Origin of the sequence: Pseudomonas sp. M20, assembly GCF_045037865.1 — a bacterium.
In the GTDB taxonomy this organism is placed as follows: domain Bacteria; phylum Pseudomonadota; class Gammaproteobacteria; order Pseudomonadales; family Pseudomonadaceae; genus Aquipseudomonas.
The window spans coordinates 6,056,489-6,071,092 of the sequence record NZ_CP173611.1 but is presented as its reverse complement, the minus strand read 5'-3'; the positions used below and the strand labels follow the sequence as shown (position 1 = coordinate 6,071,092).

At 59.6% G+C, this 14,604-nt stretch carries 14 protein-coding genes; 2 read left to right on the top strand and 12 right to left on the bottom strand.

Going from position 1 to position 14,604, the window contains the following annotated elements; genetic code table 11:
* Window positions 1–21: 21 nt before the first annotated feature.
* From ACI514_RS26970 to ACI514_RS26945, 6 genes are all read right to left on the bottom strand, one after another.
* The gene (locus tag ACI514_RS26970; protein WP_007913856.1) at window positions 22–1,164 is read right to left on the bottom strand and encodes an ABC transporter ATP-binding protein; all 1,143 of its coding nucleotides are present in this window, start codon (window positions 1,162–1,164) and stop codon (window positions 22–24) included.
* A 66-nt stretch (window positions 1,165–1,230) separates the two neighbouring features.
* Window positions 1,231–2,328, bottom strand: coding sequence for a polyamine ABC transporter substrate-binding protein (locus ACI514_RS26965; RefSeq protein ID WP_368968311.1), 1,098 nt, complete (start codon window positions 2,326–2,328; stop codon window positions 1,231–1,233).
* Window positions 2,329–2,516: 188 nt separating this feature from the next.
* Window positions 2,517–3,629, bottom strand: coding sequence for a polyamine ABC transporter substrate-binding protein (locus ACI514_RS26960; protein ID WP_405122689.1), 1,113 nt, complete (start codon window positions 3,627–3,629; stop codon window positions 2,517–2,519).
* 172 nt (window positions 3,630–3,801) lie between these two features.
* Window positions 3,802–5,166, bottom strand: a complete 1,365-nt coding sequence (locus ACI514_RS26955; RefSeq protein WP_077574959.1) for an aspartate aminotransferase family protein — start codon at window positions 5,164–5,166, stop codon at window positions 3,802–3,804.
* A gap of 56 nt (window positions 5,167–5,222) precedes the next feature.
* On the bottom strand, window positions 5,223–6,581 hold the full coding sequence (locus ACI514_RS26950) for a glutamine synthetase family protein (RefSeq protein WP_034151968.1): 1,359 nt from the start codon (window positions 6,579–6,581) through the stop codon (window positions 5,223–5,225).
* Window positions 6,582–6,675: 94 nt separating this feature from the next.
* Window positions 6,676–7,032: a glutamine amidotransferase gene (locus tag ACI514_RS26945; RefSeq protein WP_405122688.1), complete on the bottom strand. Its 357-nt coding sequence runs from the start codon at window positions 7,030–7,032 to the stop codon at window positions 6,676–6,678.
* Window positions 7,033–7,310: 278 nt separating this feature from the next.
* Here ACI514_RS26945 and ACI514_RS26940 point away from each other — a divergent pair, with 278 nt between their 5' ends.
* Together ACI514_RS26940 and ACI514_RS26935 are read left to right on the top strand one after the other, a co-directional pair.
* On the top strand, window positions 7,311–8,687 hold the full coding sequence (locus ACI514_RS26940) for a glutamine synthetase family protein (RefSeq protein ID WP_007913842.1): 1,377 nt from the start codon (window positions 7,311–7,313) through the stop codon (window positions 8,685–8,687).
* 229 nt (window positions 8,688–8,916) lie between these two features.
* Complete coding sequence (locus ACI514_RS26935; RefSeq protein ID WP_405122687.1) at window positions 8,917–9,555, top strand: TetR/AcrR family transcriptional regulator; 639 nt, start codon at window positions 8,917–8,919, stop codon at window positions 9,553–9,555.
* Between the two features lie 153 nt (window positions 9,556–9,708).
* On the opposite strand, the gene ACI514_RS26930 is transcribed toward ACI514_RS26935, so the two are convergent.
* From ACI514_RS26930 to ssuE, 6 genes are all read right to left on the bottom strand, one after another.
* A complete protein-coding gene (locus ACI514_RS26930; RefSeq protein WP_003229256.1) occupies window positions 9,709–9,924 on the bottom strand; it encodes a molybdopterin-binding protein in 216 nt (71 codons plus the stop codon).
* A 27-nt stretch (window positions 9,925–9,951) separates the two neighbouring features.
* Entirely contained in the window at window positions 9,952–10,758 is an 807-nt protein-coding gene (ssuB, locus tag ACI514_RS26925; protein ID WP_405122686.1) for an aliphatic sulfonates ABC transporter ATP-binding protein, read from the bottom strand.
* On the bottom strand, window positions 10,755–11,537 hold the full coding sequence (ssuC, locus tag ACI514_RS26920; RefSeq protein ID WP_003229260.1) for an aliphatic sulfonate ABC transporter permease SsuC: 783 nt from the start codon (window positions 11,535–11,537) through the stop codon (window positions 10,755–10,757). Before ssuC ends, ssuB begins: the two co-directional genes overlap by 4 nt.
* Window positions 11,538–11,545: 8 nt before the next feature.
* Window positions 11,546–12,694 (bottom strand): FMNH2-dependent alkanesulfonate monooxygenase, encoded by a 1,149-nt coding sequence (gene ssuD / locus ACI514_RS26915; RefSeq protein WP_405122685.1) that lies wholly within the window; start codon window positions 12,692–12,694, stop codon window positions 11,546–11,548.
* A 25-nt stretch (window positions 12,695–12,719) separates the two neighbouring features.
* A complete protein-coding gene (locus ACI514_RS26910) occupies window positions 12,720–13,685 on the bottom strand; it encodes a sulfonate ABC transporter substrate-binding protein (protein ID WP_160059818.1) in 966 nt (321 codons plus the stop codon).
* Between the two features lie 89 nt (window positions 13,686–13,774).
* Window positions 13,775–14,368: an NADPH-dependent FMN reductase gene (ssuE, locus tag ACI514_RS26905; RefSeq protein WP_007913832.1), complete on the bottom strand. Its 594-nt coding sequence runs from the start codon at window positions 14,366–14,368 to the stop codon at window positions 13,775–13,777.
* Window positions 14,369–14,604 lie beyond the last annotated feature (236 nt).

Sequence of the window (14,604 nt, the reverse complement as noted above, 5' to 3'; positions counted from 1 at the left end):
GGCGTTTGAATTTGCGCATGTTCATGAGCGGAGTACCACGCCGCTGTCGTCTTCCCACCACACGTAGACCTGATCGCCCCAGGTCGGACGCGCGCCGCGACGTTCGGCGTTGGCGACGAACGACTGCACCAGTTTGCCGCTTGGCAATTCGACGTAGAACACCGAGTGCCCGCCGAGGTAGGCAATGTCGTGGACCTTGCCGCTCGACCAGTTGTATTCGCAGGTCGGTTGGTCGGCGGTGACCAGCAGCTTCTCCGGGCGGATCGCGTAGGTGACCGACTTGTCCTGCACCGAAGTACTGATGCCGTGGCCAACGTAGATCTGCCGATCAAGATCTTTGCAGGTGATGGTTGCGTGGCCTTCGGCGTCGTCGATCACTTCGCCTTCGAAGATATTGACGTTGCCGATGAATTCGCAGACCAGACGGCTGGTCGGGGTTTCGTAGATGTCGATCGGGCTGCCGATCTGGGCGATCCAGCCCAGGTGCATGATCGCGATGCGCTCGGCCATGGTCATGGCCTCTTCCTGGTCGTGGGTCACCATCACGCAAGTCACGCCGACGCGCTCGATGATTTCCACCAGCTCCAGTTGCATCTGCGAGCGCAGTTTCTTGTCCAGTGCGCCCATCGGCTCATCGAGCAACAGCAGCTTCGGCCGCTTGGCCAGTGAACGGGCCAGCGCCACGCGCTGACGCTGACCGCCCGACAATTGATGCGGCTTGCGCTTGGCGTACTGGCTCATCTGTACGAGCTTGAGCATCTCGGCCACGCGAGCGTCGACTTCAGCCGCCGGGATCTTGTCCTGCTTGAGGCCGAAGGCGATGTTCTGCGCCACGGTCATGTGCGGGAACAAGGCGTACGACTGGAACATCATGTTGATCGGACGTTCGTACGGCGGCATGTCGGTGATGTCGACGCCGTCGAGGAAAATGCGCCCCTCCGTGGGCCGTTCGAACCCTGCCAGCATCCGCAGCAGAGTGGATTTGCCCGATCCCGAACCGCCGAGCAGGGCGAAGATTTCGCCTTTCTTGATTTCCAGGGACACATCGTCCACGGCAATCGTCTCGTCGAACTTCTTCGTGACCCGGTCGATTTTGACCAGCACCTGTTTCGGTGTCTGGTCGCCCTCGAGGGCTTTCTTATAGGCGCCGGAGGCAACTGCCATTTACGAAACTCCCAGAAAAAAACAGTGCAGTTCGCCCCGCAAGGCGAACCCAGAATAGTGTGTGCCTTACATCCCCGACTTGACCTTGGTCCAGCTGCGGGTCATCAGGCGCTGAATGTTCGGTGGCAACTCGGTCGATACGTAGGCCTTGTCGATAACGGCCTGCGGCGGATACACCGACGCATCGGTACGGATGGATTGTTCCATCAGCTTGTCCGACCCCGGGTTGGGGTTGGCGTAACCGACGTAATCACTGACCTGAGCGATCACCTCAGGTTTCAGCAGATAGTTGATGAAGGCATGGGCCTGCTTCACGTTCGACGAATCCTTGGGGATTGCCAGCATGTCGAACCACAAGGCACCGCCCTCTTTCGGCACCGCGTAGGCGATGTTCACGCCTTTCTTGGCTTCGGCTGCGCGGTTCTTCGCCTGGAAGATATCGCCGGAAAAACCGATGGCCACGCAGATGTCGCCGTTGGCCAGATCACCGATGTATTTCGAGGAGTGGAAGTAGGTCACGTAAGGACGCACCGCGAGCAACTTGTCGGTGGCTTTTTCGTAGTCCTTGGGATTGGTGCTGTTGGCATTCAGGCCCAGATAGTTGAGCACAGTCGGCATCATTTCATCCGCCGAATCGAGGAACGCCACGCCGCAGCTTTGCAGCTTCTTGATGTTCTCAGGCTCGAACAAAACGCCCCACGAATCGATCTTGTCGACACCCAGCACAGCTTTCACTTTATCGACGTTGTAGCCGATGCCGTTGGTGCCCCACAGATACGGCACGGCGTACAGGTTGCCCGGATCGTTCTGCTCCAGACGCTTGAGCAGCGCCGGGTCGAGATTGGAATAATTCGGCAGCTGCGACTTGTCGAGCTTCTGGAACGCGCCGGCCTTGATCTGCTTGCCGAGGAAGTGGTTCGACGGTACGACCACGTCGTAGCCGGTACGCCCGGCGAGCAGCTTGCCTTCCAGGGTTTCGTTGGAGTCGAAGACGTCGTAGACCGGTTTTATCCCGGTGGCTTTCTGGAAGTCGGCCAGGGTGGTCTCGCCGATGTAATCGGACCAGTTATAAATATGCACCGTACCGGCGGCCTGGGCTCCGACAGCAATCGTCAGGCCGGCAGTGGCCAGCAGGGCTTTGCGCAAAGAAGAAAAAATAGGCAAGTGGAGGTCCTCTAAATTAGTTGGGCCCAAGTTGCCCCGCGCTGCATGACAGCCGTGGCTGCCCGGCAACAAAACCGGCGCGCAACTTACCCTCGAAAAACCGTTCCTGCAAAACTTCCTGTCATTTAATTGATCCGCTGGCCGCCCGCGCGGGGCATGACGGCCAGCGGTTGTTGCGTCAAACCGGCTTATTTACCGGATTTGATCTTGGTCCAGCTGCGAGTGATCAGGCGCAGGGTCGCTGCGTCCAGATCGCTGATCGCGTAGAGCTGCTTCTTCACTTCAGCCGACGGGTAGATGCTCGGATCGCTGGTGATGTCCTTGTCCACCAGTGGCGTGGCAGCTTTGTTGCCGTTCGGGAAACGCACGGCGTTGGTGATGCCGGCCATCACTTGCGGCTCAAGCAGGTAGTTCATGAACTTGTAGGCGGCTTCGACGTTTTCGGCATCCTTGGGAATGGCGACCATGTCGTAGAACGTGCCAGCACCTTCTTTTGGAATGGTGTAGGCCAGCTTGATCTTGTCACCGGCTTCCTGGGCGCGGGTCTTGGATTGTTCCAGGTCACCCGAGTAACCGACGGCGACGCAGATGTTGCCGTTGGCCAGGTCGGAGATGTACTTGGAGGAATGGAAGTAGGCAACCGAAGGACGAATCTTCAGGAACAGGTCTTCGGCGGCCTTCAGGTCAGCCTTGTCCTTGCTGTTGGTCGGCTTGCCCAGATAGTGCAACGCCGCCGGAATCATTTCGGTCGGGGCGTCGAGGAAGCTTACGCCGCAGCTTTTGAGCTTCTCGATGTTTTCAGGCTTGAACACCACGTCCCAGGAATCGATCTTGTCGATGCCCAGCGCAGCCTTGACCTTGGCCGGGTTGTAGCCGATGCCGATCGAGCCCCACATGTACGGGAACGCGTGCTTGTTGCCTTGGTCGCTGGCATCACCAACAGCCTTGAGCAGGTCTTCGTCGAGGTTCTTCCAGTTCGGCAGCTTGGACTTGTCCAGCTCCTGGTAAACACCGGCCTTGATCTGCTTGGCGAGGAAGTTATTGGAAGGCACCACAATGTCGTAACCGGACTTGCCGGCCAGCAGCTTGGCTTCGAGGGTTTCGTTGCTGTCGAAGACGTCATAGACGACTTTGATCCCGGTGGCTTTTTCGAAGTTGGCCACAGTGTCCGGGGCGATGTAGTCGGACCAGTTGTAGACGTGCAACACCTTGTCGTCCGCCTGAGCCGCAGTCGCCATGACTCCCATCAGGGACATGGCGAGCAGAGTCTTGCCAGCGAGCTTTTTGCCTAATGCCTTCATGCGTTAATGCTCCAAATTTTTCTTTTTTGAACCACTTTGTTCAGCGGCCGAACCCGGACAACTGGAACCGCGGCTAGTCTGGCAAGATCCGAGGCGGTCTTTCAAGAAAAGACCAGCCTTTCTGACAGCTTTGAGCGAGCGCGCCGCAGCTCCCCCGCTCAAAGCCTAGCACTTAGCCCTGCAACGCACTGAGGGTCAGGTCCAGGCATTTACGTGCCTTTGTAACCAGTTCATCGATCTCGGCTTTGCTGATCACCAGCGGCGGCGCGATGATCATGGTGTCGCCCACAGCGCGCATGATCAGGCCGTTGTCGAAGCAGAACTGGCGGCAGATCATGCCGACGCCCTTGCCTTCGTAACGCTTGCGCGTGGCCTTGTCCTGCACCAGCTCGATCGCGCCCAACAGACCGACTCCGCGAACTTCACCCACCAACGGGTGATCGTTCAGTTCCCGCAGACGTTTCTGCAAATACGGTGCCGTTTCGTTGTGCGCGTTCTCGATAATTTTCTCATCGCGCAGGATACGGATGTTTTCCAGGCCCACCGCTGCCGCCACCGGGTGACCGGAGTAAGTGAAGCCGTGGTTGAAATCGCCACCTTCGTTGAGCACCGCAACAACGGAGTCACGGACGATCAGGCCACCCATCGGGATGTAGCCGGAAGTCAGGCCTTTGGCGATGGTCATCATGTCAGGCTTGAGATCGTAGAAATCGCTACCGAACCACTCACCGGTACGGCCGAAACCGCAAATCACTTCGTCCGCGACGAACAGGATGTCGTACTTGGCGAGGATTTCCTTGATGCGCGGCCAGTAGCTGTCGGGCGGAATGATCACACCGCCGGCGCCCTGAATCGGCTCGGCAATAAAGGCACCGACGTTGTCGACGCCGACTTCGAGAATCTTCTCTTCCAGCTGATTGGCCGCCCAGATACCGAACTCTTCCGGCGACATCTCGCCACCCTCGGCGAACCAGTACGGCTGGGCGATGTGGACGATGCCCGGGATCGGCAAGTCGCCTTGTTCGTGCATATAAGTCATGCCACCGAGGCTCGCGCCGGCCACGGTCGAACCGTGATAACCGTTCTTGCGGCTGATGATGACTTTTTTGTTCGGCTGACCCTTGATCGCCCAATAGTGGCGGACCATGCGCAGCATGGTGTCGTTGCCTTCGGAGCCGGAACCGGTGAAGAACACATGGTTCATGCCTTCCGGTGCCACGTCGGCAATGGCCTTGGCCAGTTCCAGCGCCGGCGGGTGCGCGGTCTGGAAGAACAGGTTGTAGTACGGCAGTTCGCGCATCTGTTTGGCGGCTGCGTCGGCCAGCTCATCGCGACCATAACCGATGGCCACGCACCACAGACCGGCCATGCCGTCGAGAATCTTGTTGCCTTCGCTGTCCCACAGGTAAACGCCCTTGGCGTTGGTGATGATCCGCGGGCCCTTCTCTTTCAGCTGCTTGAAGTCGCTGAACGGGGCCAGGTGGTGATCATTGCTAAGTGCTTGCCACTCGCGGGTTTGCGGGTTGTTGCTGGTCATGCCAATTCTCCTTGTTATCGGTGAAGACGCGGCCGCTGAGGACCGCGCCCGGCGTATCAGACGGCGAAGAGCAGGTATTCACGCTCCCAGGAACTGATCACGCGCTTGAAGTTTTCATGCTCGGCCCGTTTTACCGCGACGTAGCCAGTGATGAAGGTTTTGCCCAGGTACTTCTCGATGGTGGCGCTGTTTTCCATACGCTCCAGCGCGTCTTCGATGGTCAGCGGCAGGCGCAGGTTGCGGCGCTCGTAACCACGGCCCACCACTGGTGCGCTCGGGTTGAGGCCTTCGACCATGCCGATGTAACCGCAGAGCAGGCTCGCGGCGATCGCCAGGTACGGGTTGGCGTCGGCGCCCGGCAGACGGTTTTCCACACGGCGGTTCTGCGGGCCGGCATCCGGTACCCGCAGGCCCACGGTGCGGTTCTCTTCGCCCCACTCGACGTTCACCGGTGCCGAGGTGTCCGGCAGGAAGCGGCGGAACGAGTTGACGTTGGGGGCGAACAGCGGCAGCAATTCCGGAATCAGCTTCTGCAAGCCACCGATGTGGTGCAGGAACAACTGGCTCATGGTTCCGTCTTCATTGGAGAAGACATTCTTGCCGGTCTCGATGTCGATGATGCTCTGGTGCAAGTGCATCGCACTGCCCGGCTCACCGGTCATTGGCTTGGCCATGAAAGTCGCAGCCACGTCGTGCTTGAGTGCGGCTTCGCGCATGGTGCGCTTGAACACCAGAATCTGGTCGGCCAGCGACAGCGCGTCGCCGTGACGGAAGTTGATTTCCATCTGCGCCGTGCCGTCTTCGTGGATCAGCGTGTCGAGGTCCAGTTCCTGCAGTTCGCACCAGTCGTAGACGTCTTCGAACAGCGGGTCGAATTCGTTCGCCGCTTCGATGGAGAACGACTGGCGACCGATTTCCGGACGGCCCGAACGGCCGATTGGCGGCTGCAACGGATAGTCAGGGTCGTCACTGCGCTTGGTCAGGTAGAACTCCATTTCCGGCGCCACAATCGGCTGCCAGCCTTTGTCGGCATAGAGTTTGAGGACCTTCTTGAGGACGTTGCGCGGCGACAGCTCGATCGGGTTGCCTTGCTTGTCGTAGGTGTCGTGGATCACCTGCGCAGTGGGCTCGATGGCCCACGGCACCAGGTACACGGCGTTCTGGTCGGGGCGGCAGATCATGTCGATGTCGGCTGGGTCGAGCAGTTCGTAATAGATGTCGTCTTCGACGTAGTCGCCGGTCACGGTCTGCAACAGCACGCTTTCCGGCAGACGCATGCCTTTTTCGGCAATGAACTTGTTGGTCGGCGAAATCTTGCCCCGGGTGATACCGGTCAAGTCGGCGATCATGCATTCGACTTCTGTGATCTTGTGGTCTTTCAACCAATCGGTGAGCTGGTCGAGGTTGTTACTCATAAATGCCTCTGGGCTGAGTCTCCTGACATGATGTCAGGCAAAGTTTGACGCTATGGGCGTCGCGTTAAAGGGGGCTTGCTCGCGCAGTGCCGGCTTATGCCTGGCACCGCGCATAGACAATGAAAGAGGAGCTTACCTGCCCTTTACGCTGGCGTTGCATTTCCTGTGCACAGTCCAGGCGTGCAGAATCATGAGCACGGCTGGGCAAGCGGCACAGGCTTTGAGGGTGAAAGCGATCTATATTGGAAGGGGACGCCATAAACAGGATGCTTTCCCGTACGTCCAGAATATCGGACGCTGACGCTTGAACGGCCATGGACGGGAACATCGTCGGCAACTGGCGAGCCATACTGGCTGCGCTATCGACGGATTTGTCGCCACTGATGTGATGAGCATGCAGACCGGACTGTTGCGAGCAATCGGTGATGCCGATTAACGGCAGGCGAGACATGAAGCACCCCGGTATTATTGCTGTTATGGGTTTGATCGGAGCTTAGCCTTGTTCATTTTTTTACACAACACCCCCGTAAAAAATACAACACGGCCTGCTCAAGCCTGCGGGTGCGCAGTGTCCCAAGGGCCAAAAATCGCCCGAAAGTGCCCCATAAATGCCCTCGCAGCGCTTTTTTAGGGCAAAAAAGGCCTCGCTTGACTTCGGCAGGCCGTTCGGGTTGACTGAAACCAGAAAAGATCAATGATTGATATTTTTAACAACAAAGGTGTTGCATCATGTCGGTACCCCCGCGTGCCGTTCAGCTTAACGAAGCGAACGCGTTCCTTAAGGAACATCCTGAGGTTCTGTACGTTGACCTTCTGATTGCGGATATGAATGGTGTGGTGCGCGGCAAGCGCATTGAACGCACCAGCCTCCACAAGGTTTACGAGAAAGGCATCAACCTGCCGGCCTCTCTATTTGCTCTGGATATCAACGGTTCCACGGTGGAAAGCACCGGCCTGGGCCTGGACATCGGCGACGCCGATCGTATCTGCTATCCAATCCCCGATACCCTGTGCAACGAGCCATGGCAGAAGCGCCCGACCGCGCAACTGTTGATGACCATGCACGAACTCGAAGGTGACCCGTTCTTCGCCGATCCGCGCGAAGTGCTCCGTCAAGTTGTTGCAAAGTTTGACGAGCTGGGCCTGACCATCTGCGCCGCATTCGAACTCGAGTTTTACCTGATCGACCAGGAAAACGTGAACGGCCGCCCTCAGCCGCCACGCTCGCCGATCTCCGGCAAACGCCCGCACTCGACACAGGTTTACCTGATCGACGACCTCGACGAATACGTCGACTGCCTCCAGGACATTCTGGAAGGTGCCAAAGAGCAAGGCATCCCCGCCGACGCCATCGTCAAGGAAAGCGCCCCGGCGCAGTTCGAAGTGAACCTGCACCACGTCGCCGACCCGATCAAGGCGTGCGACTACGCGGTACTGCTCAAGCGTCTGATCAAGAACATCGCCTACGACCATGAAATGGACACCACCTTCATGGCCAAACCGTATCCGGGCCAGGCAGGCAATGGTCTGCACGTACACATTTCGATTCTGGATAAAGAAGGCAAAAACATTTTTGCCAGCGAGGATCCCGAGCAGAACGCCGCGCTGCGTCACGCGATCGGCGGTGTGCTCGAGACCCTGCCCGCGCAGATGGCTTTCCTCTGCCCGAACGTCAACTCCTACCGTCGTTTCGGCGCGCAGTTCTATGTACCGAACTCGCCGTGCTGGGGTCTGGACAACCGCACCGTGGCGATTCGCGTACCGACCGGCTCGTCCGATGCCGTGCGTATCGAACACCGCGTCGCCGGTGCCGACGCCAACCCGTACCTGCTGATGGCTTCGGTACTGGCCGGCGTGCACCACGGTCTGACCAACAAGATCGAGCCGGGCGCGCCAGTCGAAGGCAACAGCTACGAGCAGAACGAGCAAAGCCTGCCGAACAACTTGCGCGATGCCCTGCGTGAGCTGGACGACAGCGAGGTGATGGCCAAGTACATCGATCCGAAGTACATCGATATCTTCGTCGCCTGCAAGGAAAGCGAGCTGGAGGAGTTTGAACACTCCATCTCTGACCTTGAGTACAACTGGTATCTGCATACCGTTTAAGCGGTTGTAGCACCAAACAGAACGCCGTCGGCTCTCGCAGCCAACGGCGTTTTTTTATGGCCGCCTGCGGCGGATCGCGAGCAAGCTCGCTCCCACAGGGGATCTCCTATGCACACAAATTTTCTTCTCACTGGAGATCTCTGTGGGAGGGGGCTTGCTCCCGAAGGCGGTCGACAAGACAACACAAGAGCCGGCTCGTACAATGCCCGCTGCCCCGCAGGAGACTTCCATGACGCGACCCGCCCCCGTCCGCAAACCCCGTGCCCGCAGCCAGGCGCGCATCGATTCGATACTCGACGCCGCGCGCACATTGCTGGCGGCCGAGGGTGTGGCGAGTCTGTCGATCTACAGCGTCGCCGAGCGCGCGCAGATTCCGCCCTCCTCCGTGTACCACTTCTTCGCCAGCGTGCCAGCGCTGCTTGAGGCACTGACGGCGGATGTACACGCGGCGTTCCGCGCCTGCCTGCAAGCGCCGATCGATCATGACACGCTGCGTGACTGGCGTGATCTGTCGCGACTGGTCGAACAGCGCATGCTGGAGATCTACGACGAAGACGCCGCCGCACGGCAGTTGATCCTCGCGCAACATGGTCTGACCGAAGTGACTCAGGCAGATCGTCAGCACGACATAGAACTGGGCGATCTGATGCACAAGCTGTTCGATCATCACTTCGAATTGCCGAGGTTGCCGGCAGATGTCGATGTGTTTGCCTTGGCGATGGAGTTGGGCGACCGGGTGTATGCGCGCTCGGTGCAGCAGCATGGGCAGATCACCCCGCGCATGGCCGAGGAAGGGATGCGCGTGTTTGATGCCTATATCGGGCTGTATCTGCCACCTTATCTGCCCAAAAGATCTCTAGTGGTCTGACTGGCCTCTTCGCGAGCAGGCTCGCTCCCACATTTGGAATGCGATCCCCTGTGGGAGCGAGCCTGCTCGCGAAGGCCGCGCCGCCGATTTCAAGCCAGGCACAAAAAACCCCGAAGGGCTCACGCCCTCCGGGGTTGTTTTTTACTCACCGGCTTACAACTTGGCGATCGACACCTCGGTGGATTTCACAAAGGCGATCACTTCGCTGCCGACCACCAGTTCCAGCTCTTTGACCGAGCGGGTGGTGATCACCGAAGTGACGATGCCGGAAGCGGTCTGCACGTCGATTTCCGACAGCACGTCACCGAGGACGATTTCCTTGATCGAGCCTTTGAACTGGTTACGGACGTTGATGGCTTTGATAGTCATGGCAATGATTCCTGTCGTTTGCTTGAGTTATTGAGCCCAACGCAGTTGCGTAGGCAGTGGTGAAACAGGTTCCGGCTCTGGCGGTTCGCCGGGCAGGGAGAGAACACGGTTAAGCACTTCGGTTTCCAGCGCTGCGAGTCTGTGCGAACCACGCACTCGCGGCCGCGGCAGTTCGACATGCAGATCGAGGCCGACTTCGCCGTCCTCGATCAGAATCACCCGGTCGGCAATCGCCACCGCTTCACTGACATCGTGGGTCACCAGCAGCACGGTGAAGCCGTGTTGCTGCCAGAGACGTTCGATCAGTTGCTGCATTTCAATTCGGGTCAGCGCATCCAGCGCGCCGAGCGGTTCGTCGAGCAACAGCAGGCGCGGTTGATGGATCAGCGCCCGCGCCAGCGCAACGCGCTGCTTCTGTCCGCCAGACAGCGCCGCCGGCCACTCATTGGCACGATCCGCCAGACCCACCGCTTCCAGTGCATCCAGCGCTTGCGGGCGCCAGTTGCCCTTAAGGCCGAGGCCAACGTTGTCGATGATCTTTTTCCACGGCAGCAGGCGTGCTTCCTGGAACATCAATCGGGTGTCTTCCCGCGCATCGCTGAGTGGCGCAGAACCGGCGAGCAAGTCGCCGCCAGTCGGTTTATCGAGGCCGGCGAGCAAGCGCAGCAAGGTACTTTTGCCGCAGCCACTGCGCCCGACCACGGCGACGAATTGCCCCGCCGGAATGTGCAGATCGATGTCACGCAGCACCTGCCGCGCGCCGAAGGTTTTCTGCAGGTTGCGCACCGCCAGCGGAATCCCGCGCAGCAGGCGTGGAGGTTGTTGAGCAGTCATGCCGCACCTCCTTTGGCAACCTGATAAGCCGGGTGCCAGCGCAACCACACACGCTCAAGTCCTCGGGCCGCGAGGTCGGCGAGTTTGCCCAGCACCGCGTAAAGCAGGATCGCCAGCACCACCACGTCGGTCTGCAAAAACTCGCGGGCGTTCATCGCCAGGTAGCCGATGCCGGAGCTGGCCGAGATGGTTTCCGCCACAATCAACGTCAGCCACATAAAGCCCAGGGCGAAACGCACACCGACCAGAATCGAAGGTAGCGCGCCCGGCAGGATCACCTGCCAGAACAGGCTGAAACCGCTCAAGCCATAGCTGCGCGCCATCTCCACCAGCGCCGGATCGACGTTGCGGATGCCGTGATAAGTGTTGAGGTAGATCGGGAACAACGTGCCCAACGCCACCAGAAAGATCTTCGCCGACTCGTCGATGCCGAACCAGAGGATCACCAGCGGAATCAGCGCCAGGTGCGGCACGTTGCGGATCATCTGCACCGAGCTGTCGAGCAGGCGTTCGCCCCACTTCGACAGGCCGGTGATGAAACCCAAGACCAGACCGATGCTGCCACCGATGGTGAAACCGAGGGCCGCACGCCAGCCGCTGATCGCCAGATGCGTCCAGATTTCACCGCTGCGCACCAGGCTCACGCCGGCTTCGATCACCGCCACCGGTGCCGGCAAAATCCGTGTCGACAACCAACCGGCCGACACCGACAGCTGCCACACCGCCAGCAACAACACCGGCAACGCCCAGGGCGCGAGGCTGTGGATGATTTTCTTCATGGCGCGCCTCAGCTCTGCGACGCGGCTTTGGGAAGAATGTCGTTGGCGACCATCTCGCCGAACGGGCTGACATAACCGGCGCTTTTCGGCAGTTCCGGACGCTCGATGTCGAGGTGCGGGAAGAGCAGTTCAGCGACGCGATAAGACTCTTCGAGGTGTGGATAACCGGAGAAGATGAAGGTGTCGATGCCCAGATCCGCGTATTCCTTCACACGTGCGGCCACGGTCGGGCCATCGCCGACCAGCGCCGTACCGGCACCACCGCGCACGAGGCCAACGCCGGCCCAGAGGTTCGGGCTGACTTCGAGGTTGTCGCGGCTGCCGCCGTGCAGCGCGGCCATGCGTTGCTGGCCAACCGAATCGAAACGCGCAAGCGAAGCCTGAGCGCGAGCGATGGTGTCGTCGTCCAGGTGCGAGATCAGCCGATCTGCCGCTTGCCACGCTTCAGCGTTGGTTTCACGGACGATCACATGCAGACGAATACCGAAGCGTACGGTGCGGCCGAGCTTGGCGGCTTTGGCTCGGACTTGGGCAATCTTCTCGGCCACTGCTGTTGGCGGCTCACCCCAGGTCAGGACCATTTCCACTTGTTCAGCAGCCAGGTCCTGCGCCGCTTCCGAGGAGCCGCCGAAGTACAGCGGCGGACGCGGTTGCTGGATCGGCGGATAGAGCAACTTCGCACCCTTCACGCTGATGTGCTGACCGTCGTAATCGACGGTTTCGCCTTCGAGCACACGACGCCAGATGCGGGTGAATTCCACCGAGGCTTGATAGCGTTCTTCGTGGCTGAGAAACAGACCGTCGCCAGCCAATTCTTCCGGGTCACCGCCAGTCACCAGATTGAACAGCGCACGGCCGCCGGACAGGCGATCAAGGGTGGCTGCCTGCCGCGCCGCGACCGTCGGGGAAATGATCCCGGGGCGCAGGGCAACGAGAAACTTCAGACGCTGGGTCACCGGGATCAGCGACGCCGCCACCAGCCACGAGTCTTCGCAGGAGCGGCCGGTGGGAATCAGCACACCGCCGAAACCCAGACGATCAGCCGCTTGCGCAACCTGTTGCAGATAACCGTGGTCGACGGCGCGAGCGCCTTCGGCGGTGCCAAGGTAATGGCCGTCGCCGTGGGTAGGCAGGAACCAGAAGATATTGAGGCTCATGGAGTGGTCTCCTTGGGGATTCGAATTACTGCGCTTTAGCCACAGCGGCCGGTGGTGTCCAGATCACATCCTTGATGCTCAGCGGCTTGGGAATCAGCTTGAGCTGGAAGAACGTGTCAGCGATTTTCTGCTGCGCGGCGACCACTTCCGGGGTCAGGAACAGCGCGCCGTAGCCCTGGCGTTGCACCGAAGTCAGGGTGATATCCGCCGGCAGACCGAGCAGTGGCGCGACTTGTTGGGTCACGTCTTCAGGATTGGCTTTCGACCACTCGCCGACCGCGCGCACTTCTTCCACGAGGGTCTTGATCACCTCGGGATTTTTCTGTGCGTAAGGCTTGGTCGCGAGATAGAACTGGTGGTTGTCGACAATGCCTTTGCCGTCGCGCAGGGTGTGCGCTTGCAGTTGTTTCTCGGCGGCAGCCTGGTACGGATCCCAGATGACCCAGGCGTCGACGCTGCCACGTTCGAACGCAGCGCGAGCATCGGCCGGCGGCAGGAATACGGTCTGGATGTCGCTGTATTTCAGACCGGCGTCTTCCAGTGCACGCACCAGCAGGTAGTGAACGTTGGAGCCTTTGTTCAGGGCGACTTTCTTGCCCTTGAGATCGGCCACCGATTTGATCGGCGAGTCTTTCGGCACAAGGATCGCTTCGCTGTTCGGCGCTGGCGGTTCATAAGCGACGTAAAGCAGATCGGCGCCGGCCGCCTGAGCGAACACCGGTGGAGTTTCGCCAGTGACACCGAAGTCGATCGAGCCGACGTTCAGGCCTTCGAGCAGTTGCGGGCCACCGGGAAATTCAGTCCATTGCACGTCGACGCCTTGGGCGGCCAGACGTTTTTCCAGAGTGCCCTTGGCTTTGAGCAGCACCAGCGTGCCGTACTTCTGATAACCGATCCGCAATGTCTCGGCTTGAGCTTGAGTGATGGCGCCGAAGGTGACAGCCGCAGCAAACAGAGCGACCAGACCACGACGCAAAAATACAGTGCGCATAGCGCTCTCCTTTTTGCTGTTGGGTTTTGGCTGCACCTGCTTGCCCGTTAGCGGGCGAGTAAGGCGAGTACTTCAAATTTCGATGAGGCTTAAATGCTCCAGCGAGCACTCAACAAACGTTCGTTCAACAGACCCGGTTCCAGCGGTTTCGGCCGACGGGCCATGGCGCCGACAAACTGATCCAGCGCTTCGTGCAGTCGCTGCTCCAGCGCTGGAGCCAGTTGCGCCGCAGCACTGCCTTCGCCGTAAGCGATCTGGCTGTCCTCGGCGAAAATCCCCTGGAGCATTTCCTGGGCTTTCAGCGCCGACAAAACAGGCTTGAGGGCGTAGTCGACCACCAGCATGTGGGCAATGCTGCCGCCCGTGGCCATCGGCAAGACAATCTTGTGGTTCAGGGCGCGCTCGGGCAGCAGATCCAGCAGGGTCTTCAGGGCGCCGGAAAACGACGCTTTGTAAACCGGTGTGGCGATCAGCAGACCGTCGGCGTTTTCAATCTGTTGCAGCAGGTCGAGCACCTTCGGGCTGTCGAAGCGGGCGTGGAGCAAATCCTCGGCCGGGAAGTCCCGCACCTGATAACTCACCACTTCCACCCCTTGCGCCTGCAACCAGCGTTGCGAGCGTTCCAGCAGCACCCCGGAACGGGAGCGCAGGCTGGGACTGCCACCGAGTGAGACGACCAGCATTGAGACGATTCCTTAAGCGTTACAGGCGATTCGCGGGTTGCGATCTCGCTTCGATGGGAGTGACCTTACCAGCTGATTTATATATCCATAAATCATATTTATTCATTTGGTTATGCTTTTTGGAGATATGAGATTCGCTTTGTTTCAGGCGAAAAAAAAGGCCGTCGAAACGGCCTGAAATCCCCTGCTTAGTAGTTCCGTGGTAACTGGACTAACGCCTTCGCGAGCAGGCTCGC

Bases quoted from the DNA above. Each gene is read 5' to 3' on its own strand.
- ssuD (WP_405122685.1), bottom strand. From the start codon at position 12,694: ATGAGCCTCAATATCTTCTGGTTCCTGCCTACCCACGGCGACGGCCAT.
- ssuC (WP_003229260.1), bottom strand. From the start codon at position 11,537: ATGAAGAAAATCATCCACAGCCTCGCGCCCTGGGCGTTGCCGGTGTTG.
- ACI514_RS26970 (WP_007913856.1), bottom strand. From the start codon at position 1,164: ATGGCAGTTGCCTCCGGCGCCTATAAGAAAGCCCTCGAGGGCGACCAG.
- ACI514_RS26960 (WP_405122689.1), bottom strand. From the start codon at position 3,629: ATGAAGGCATTAGGCAAAAAGCTCGCTGGCAAGACTCTGCTCGCCATG.
- ACI514_RS26935 (WP_405122687.1), top strand. From the start codon at position 8,917: ATGACGCGACCCGCCCCCGTCCGCAAACCCCGTGCCCGCAGCCAGGCG.
- ACI514_RS26910 (WP_160059818.1), bottom strand. From the start codon at position 13,685: ATGCGCACTGTATTTTTGCGTCGTGGTCTGGTCGCTCTGTTTGCTGCG.
- ACI514_RS26930 (WP_003229256.1), bottom strand. From the start codon at position 9,924: ATGACTATCAAAGCCATCAACGTCCGTAACCAGTTCAAAGGCTCGATC.
- ssuE (WP_007913832.1), bottom strand. From the start codon at position 14,368: ATGCTGGTCGTCTCACTCGGTGGCAGTCCCAGCCTGCGCTCCCGTTCC.
- ACI514_RS26945 (WP_405122688.1), bottom strand. From the start codon at position 7,032: ATGTCTCGCCTGCCGTTAATCGGCATCACCGATTGCTCGCAACAGTCC.
- ACI514_RS26950 (WP_034151968.1), bottom strand. From the start codon at position 6,581: ATGAGTAACAACCTCGACCAGCTCACCGATTGGTTGAAAGACCACAAG.
- ssuB (WP_405122686.1), bottom strand. From the start codon at position 10,758: ATGACTGCTCAACAACCTCCACGCCTGCTGCGCGGGATTCCGCTGGCG.
- ACI514_RS26940 (WP_007913842.1), top strand. From the start codon at position 7,311: ATGTCGGTACCCCCGCGTGCCGTTCAGCTTAACGAAGCGAACGCGTTC.
- ACI514_RS26955 (WP_077574959.1), bottom strand. From the start codon at position 5,166: ATGACCAGCAACAACCCGCAAACCCGCGAGTGGCAAGCACTTAGCAAT.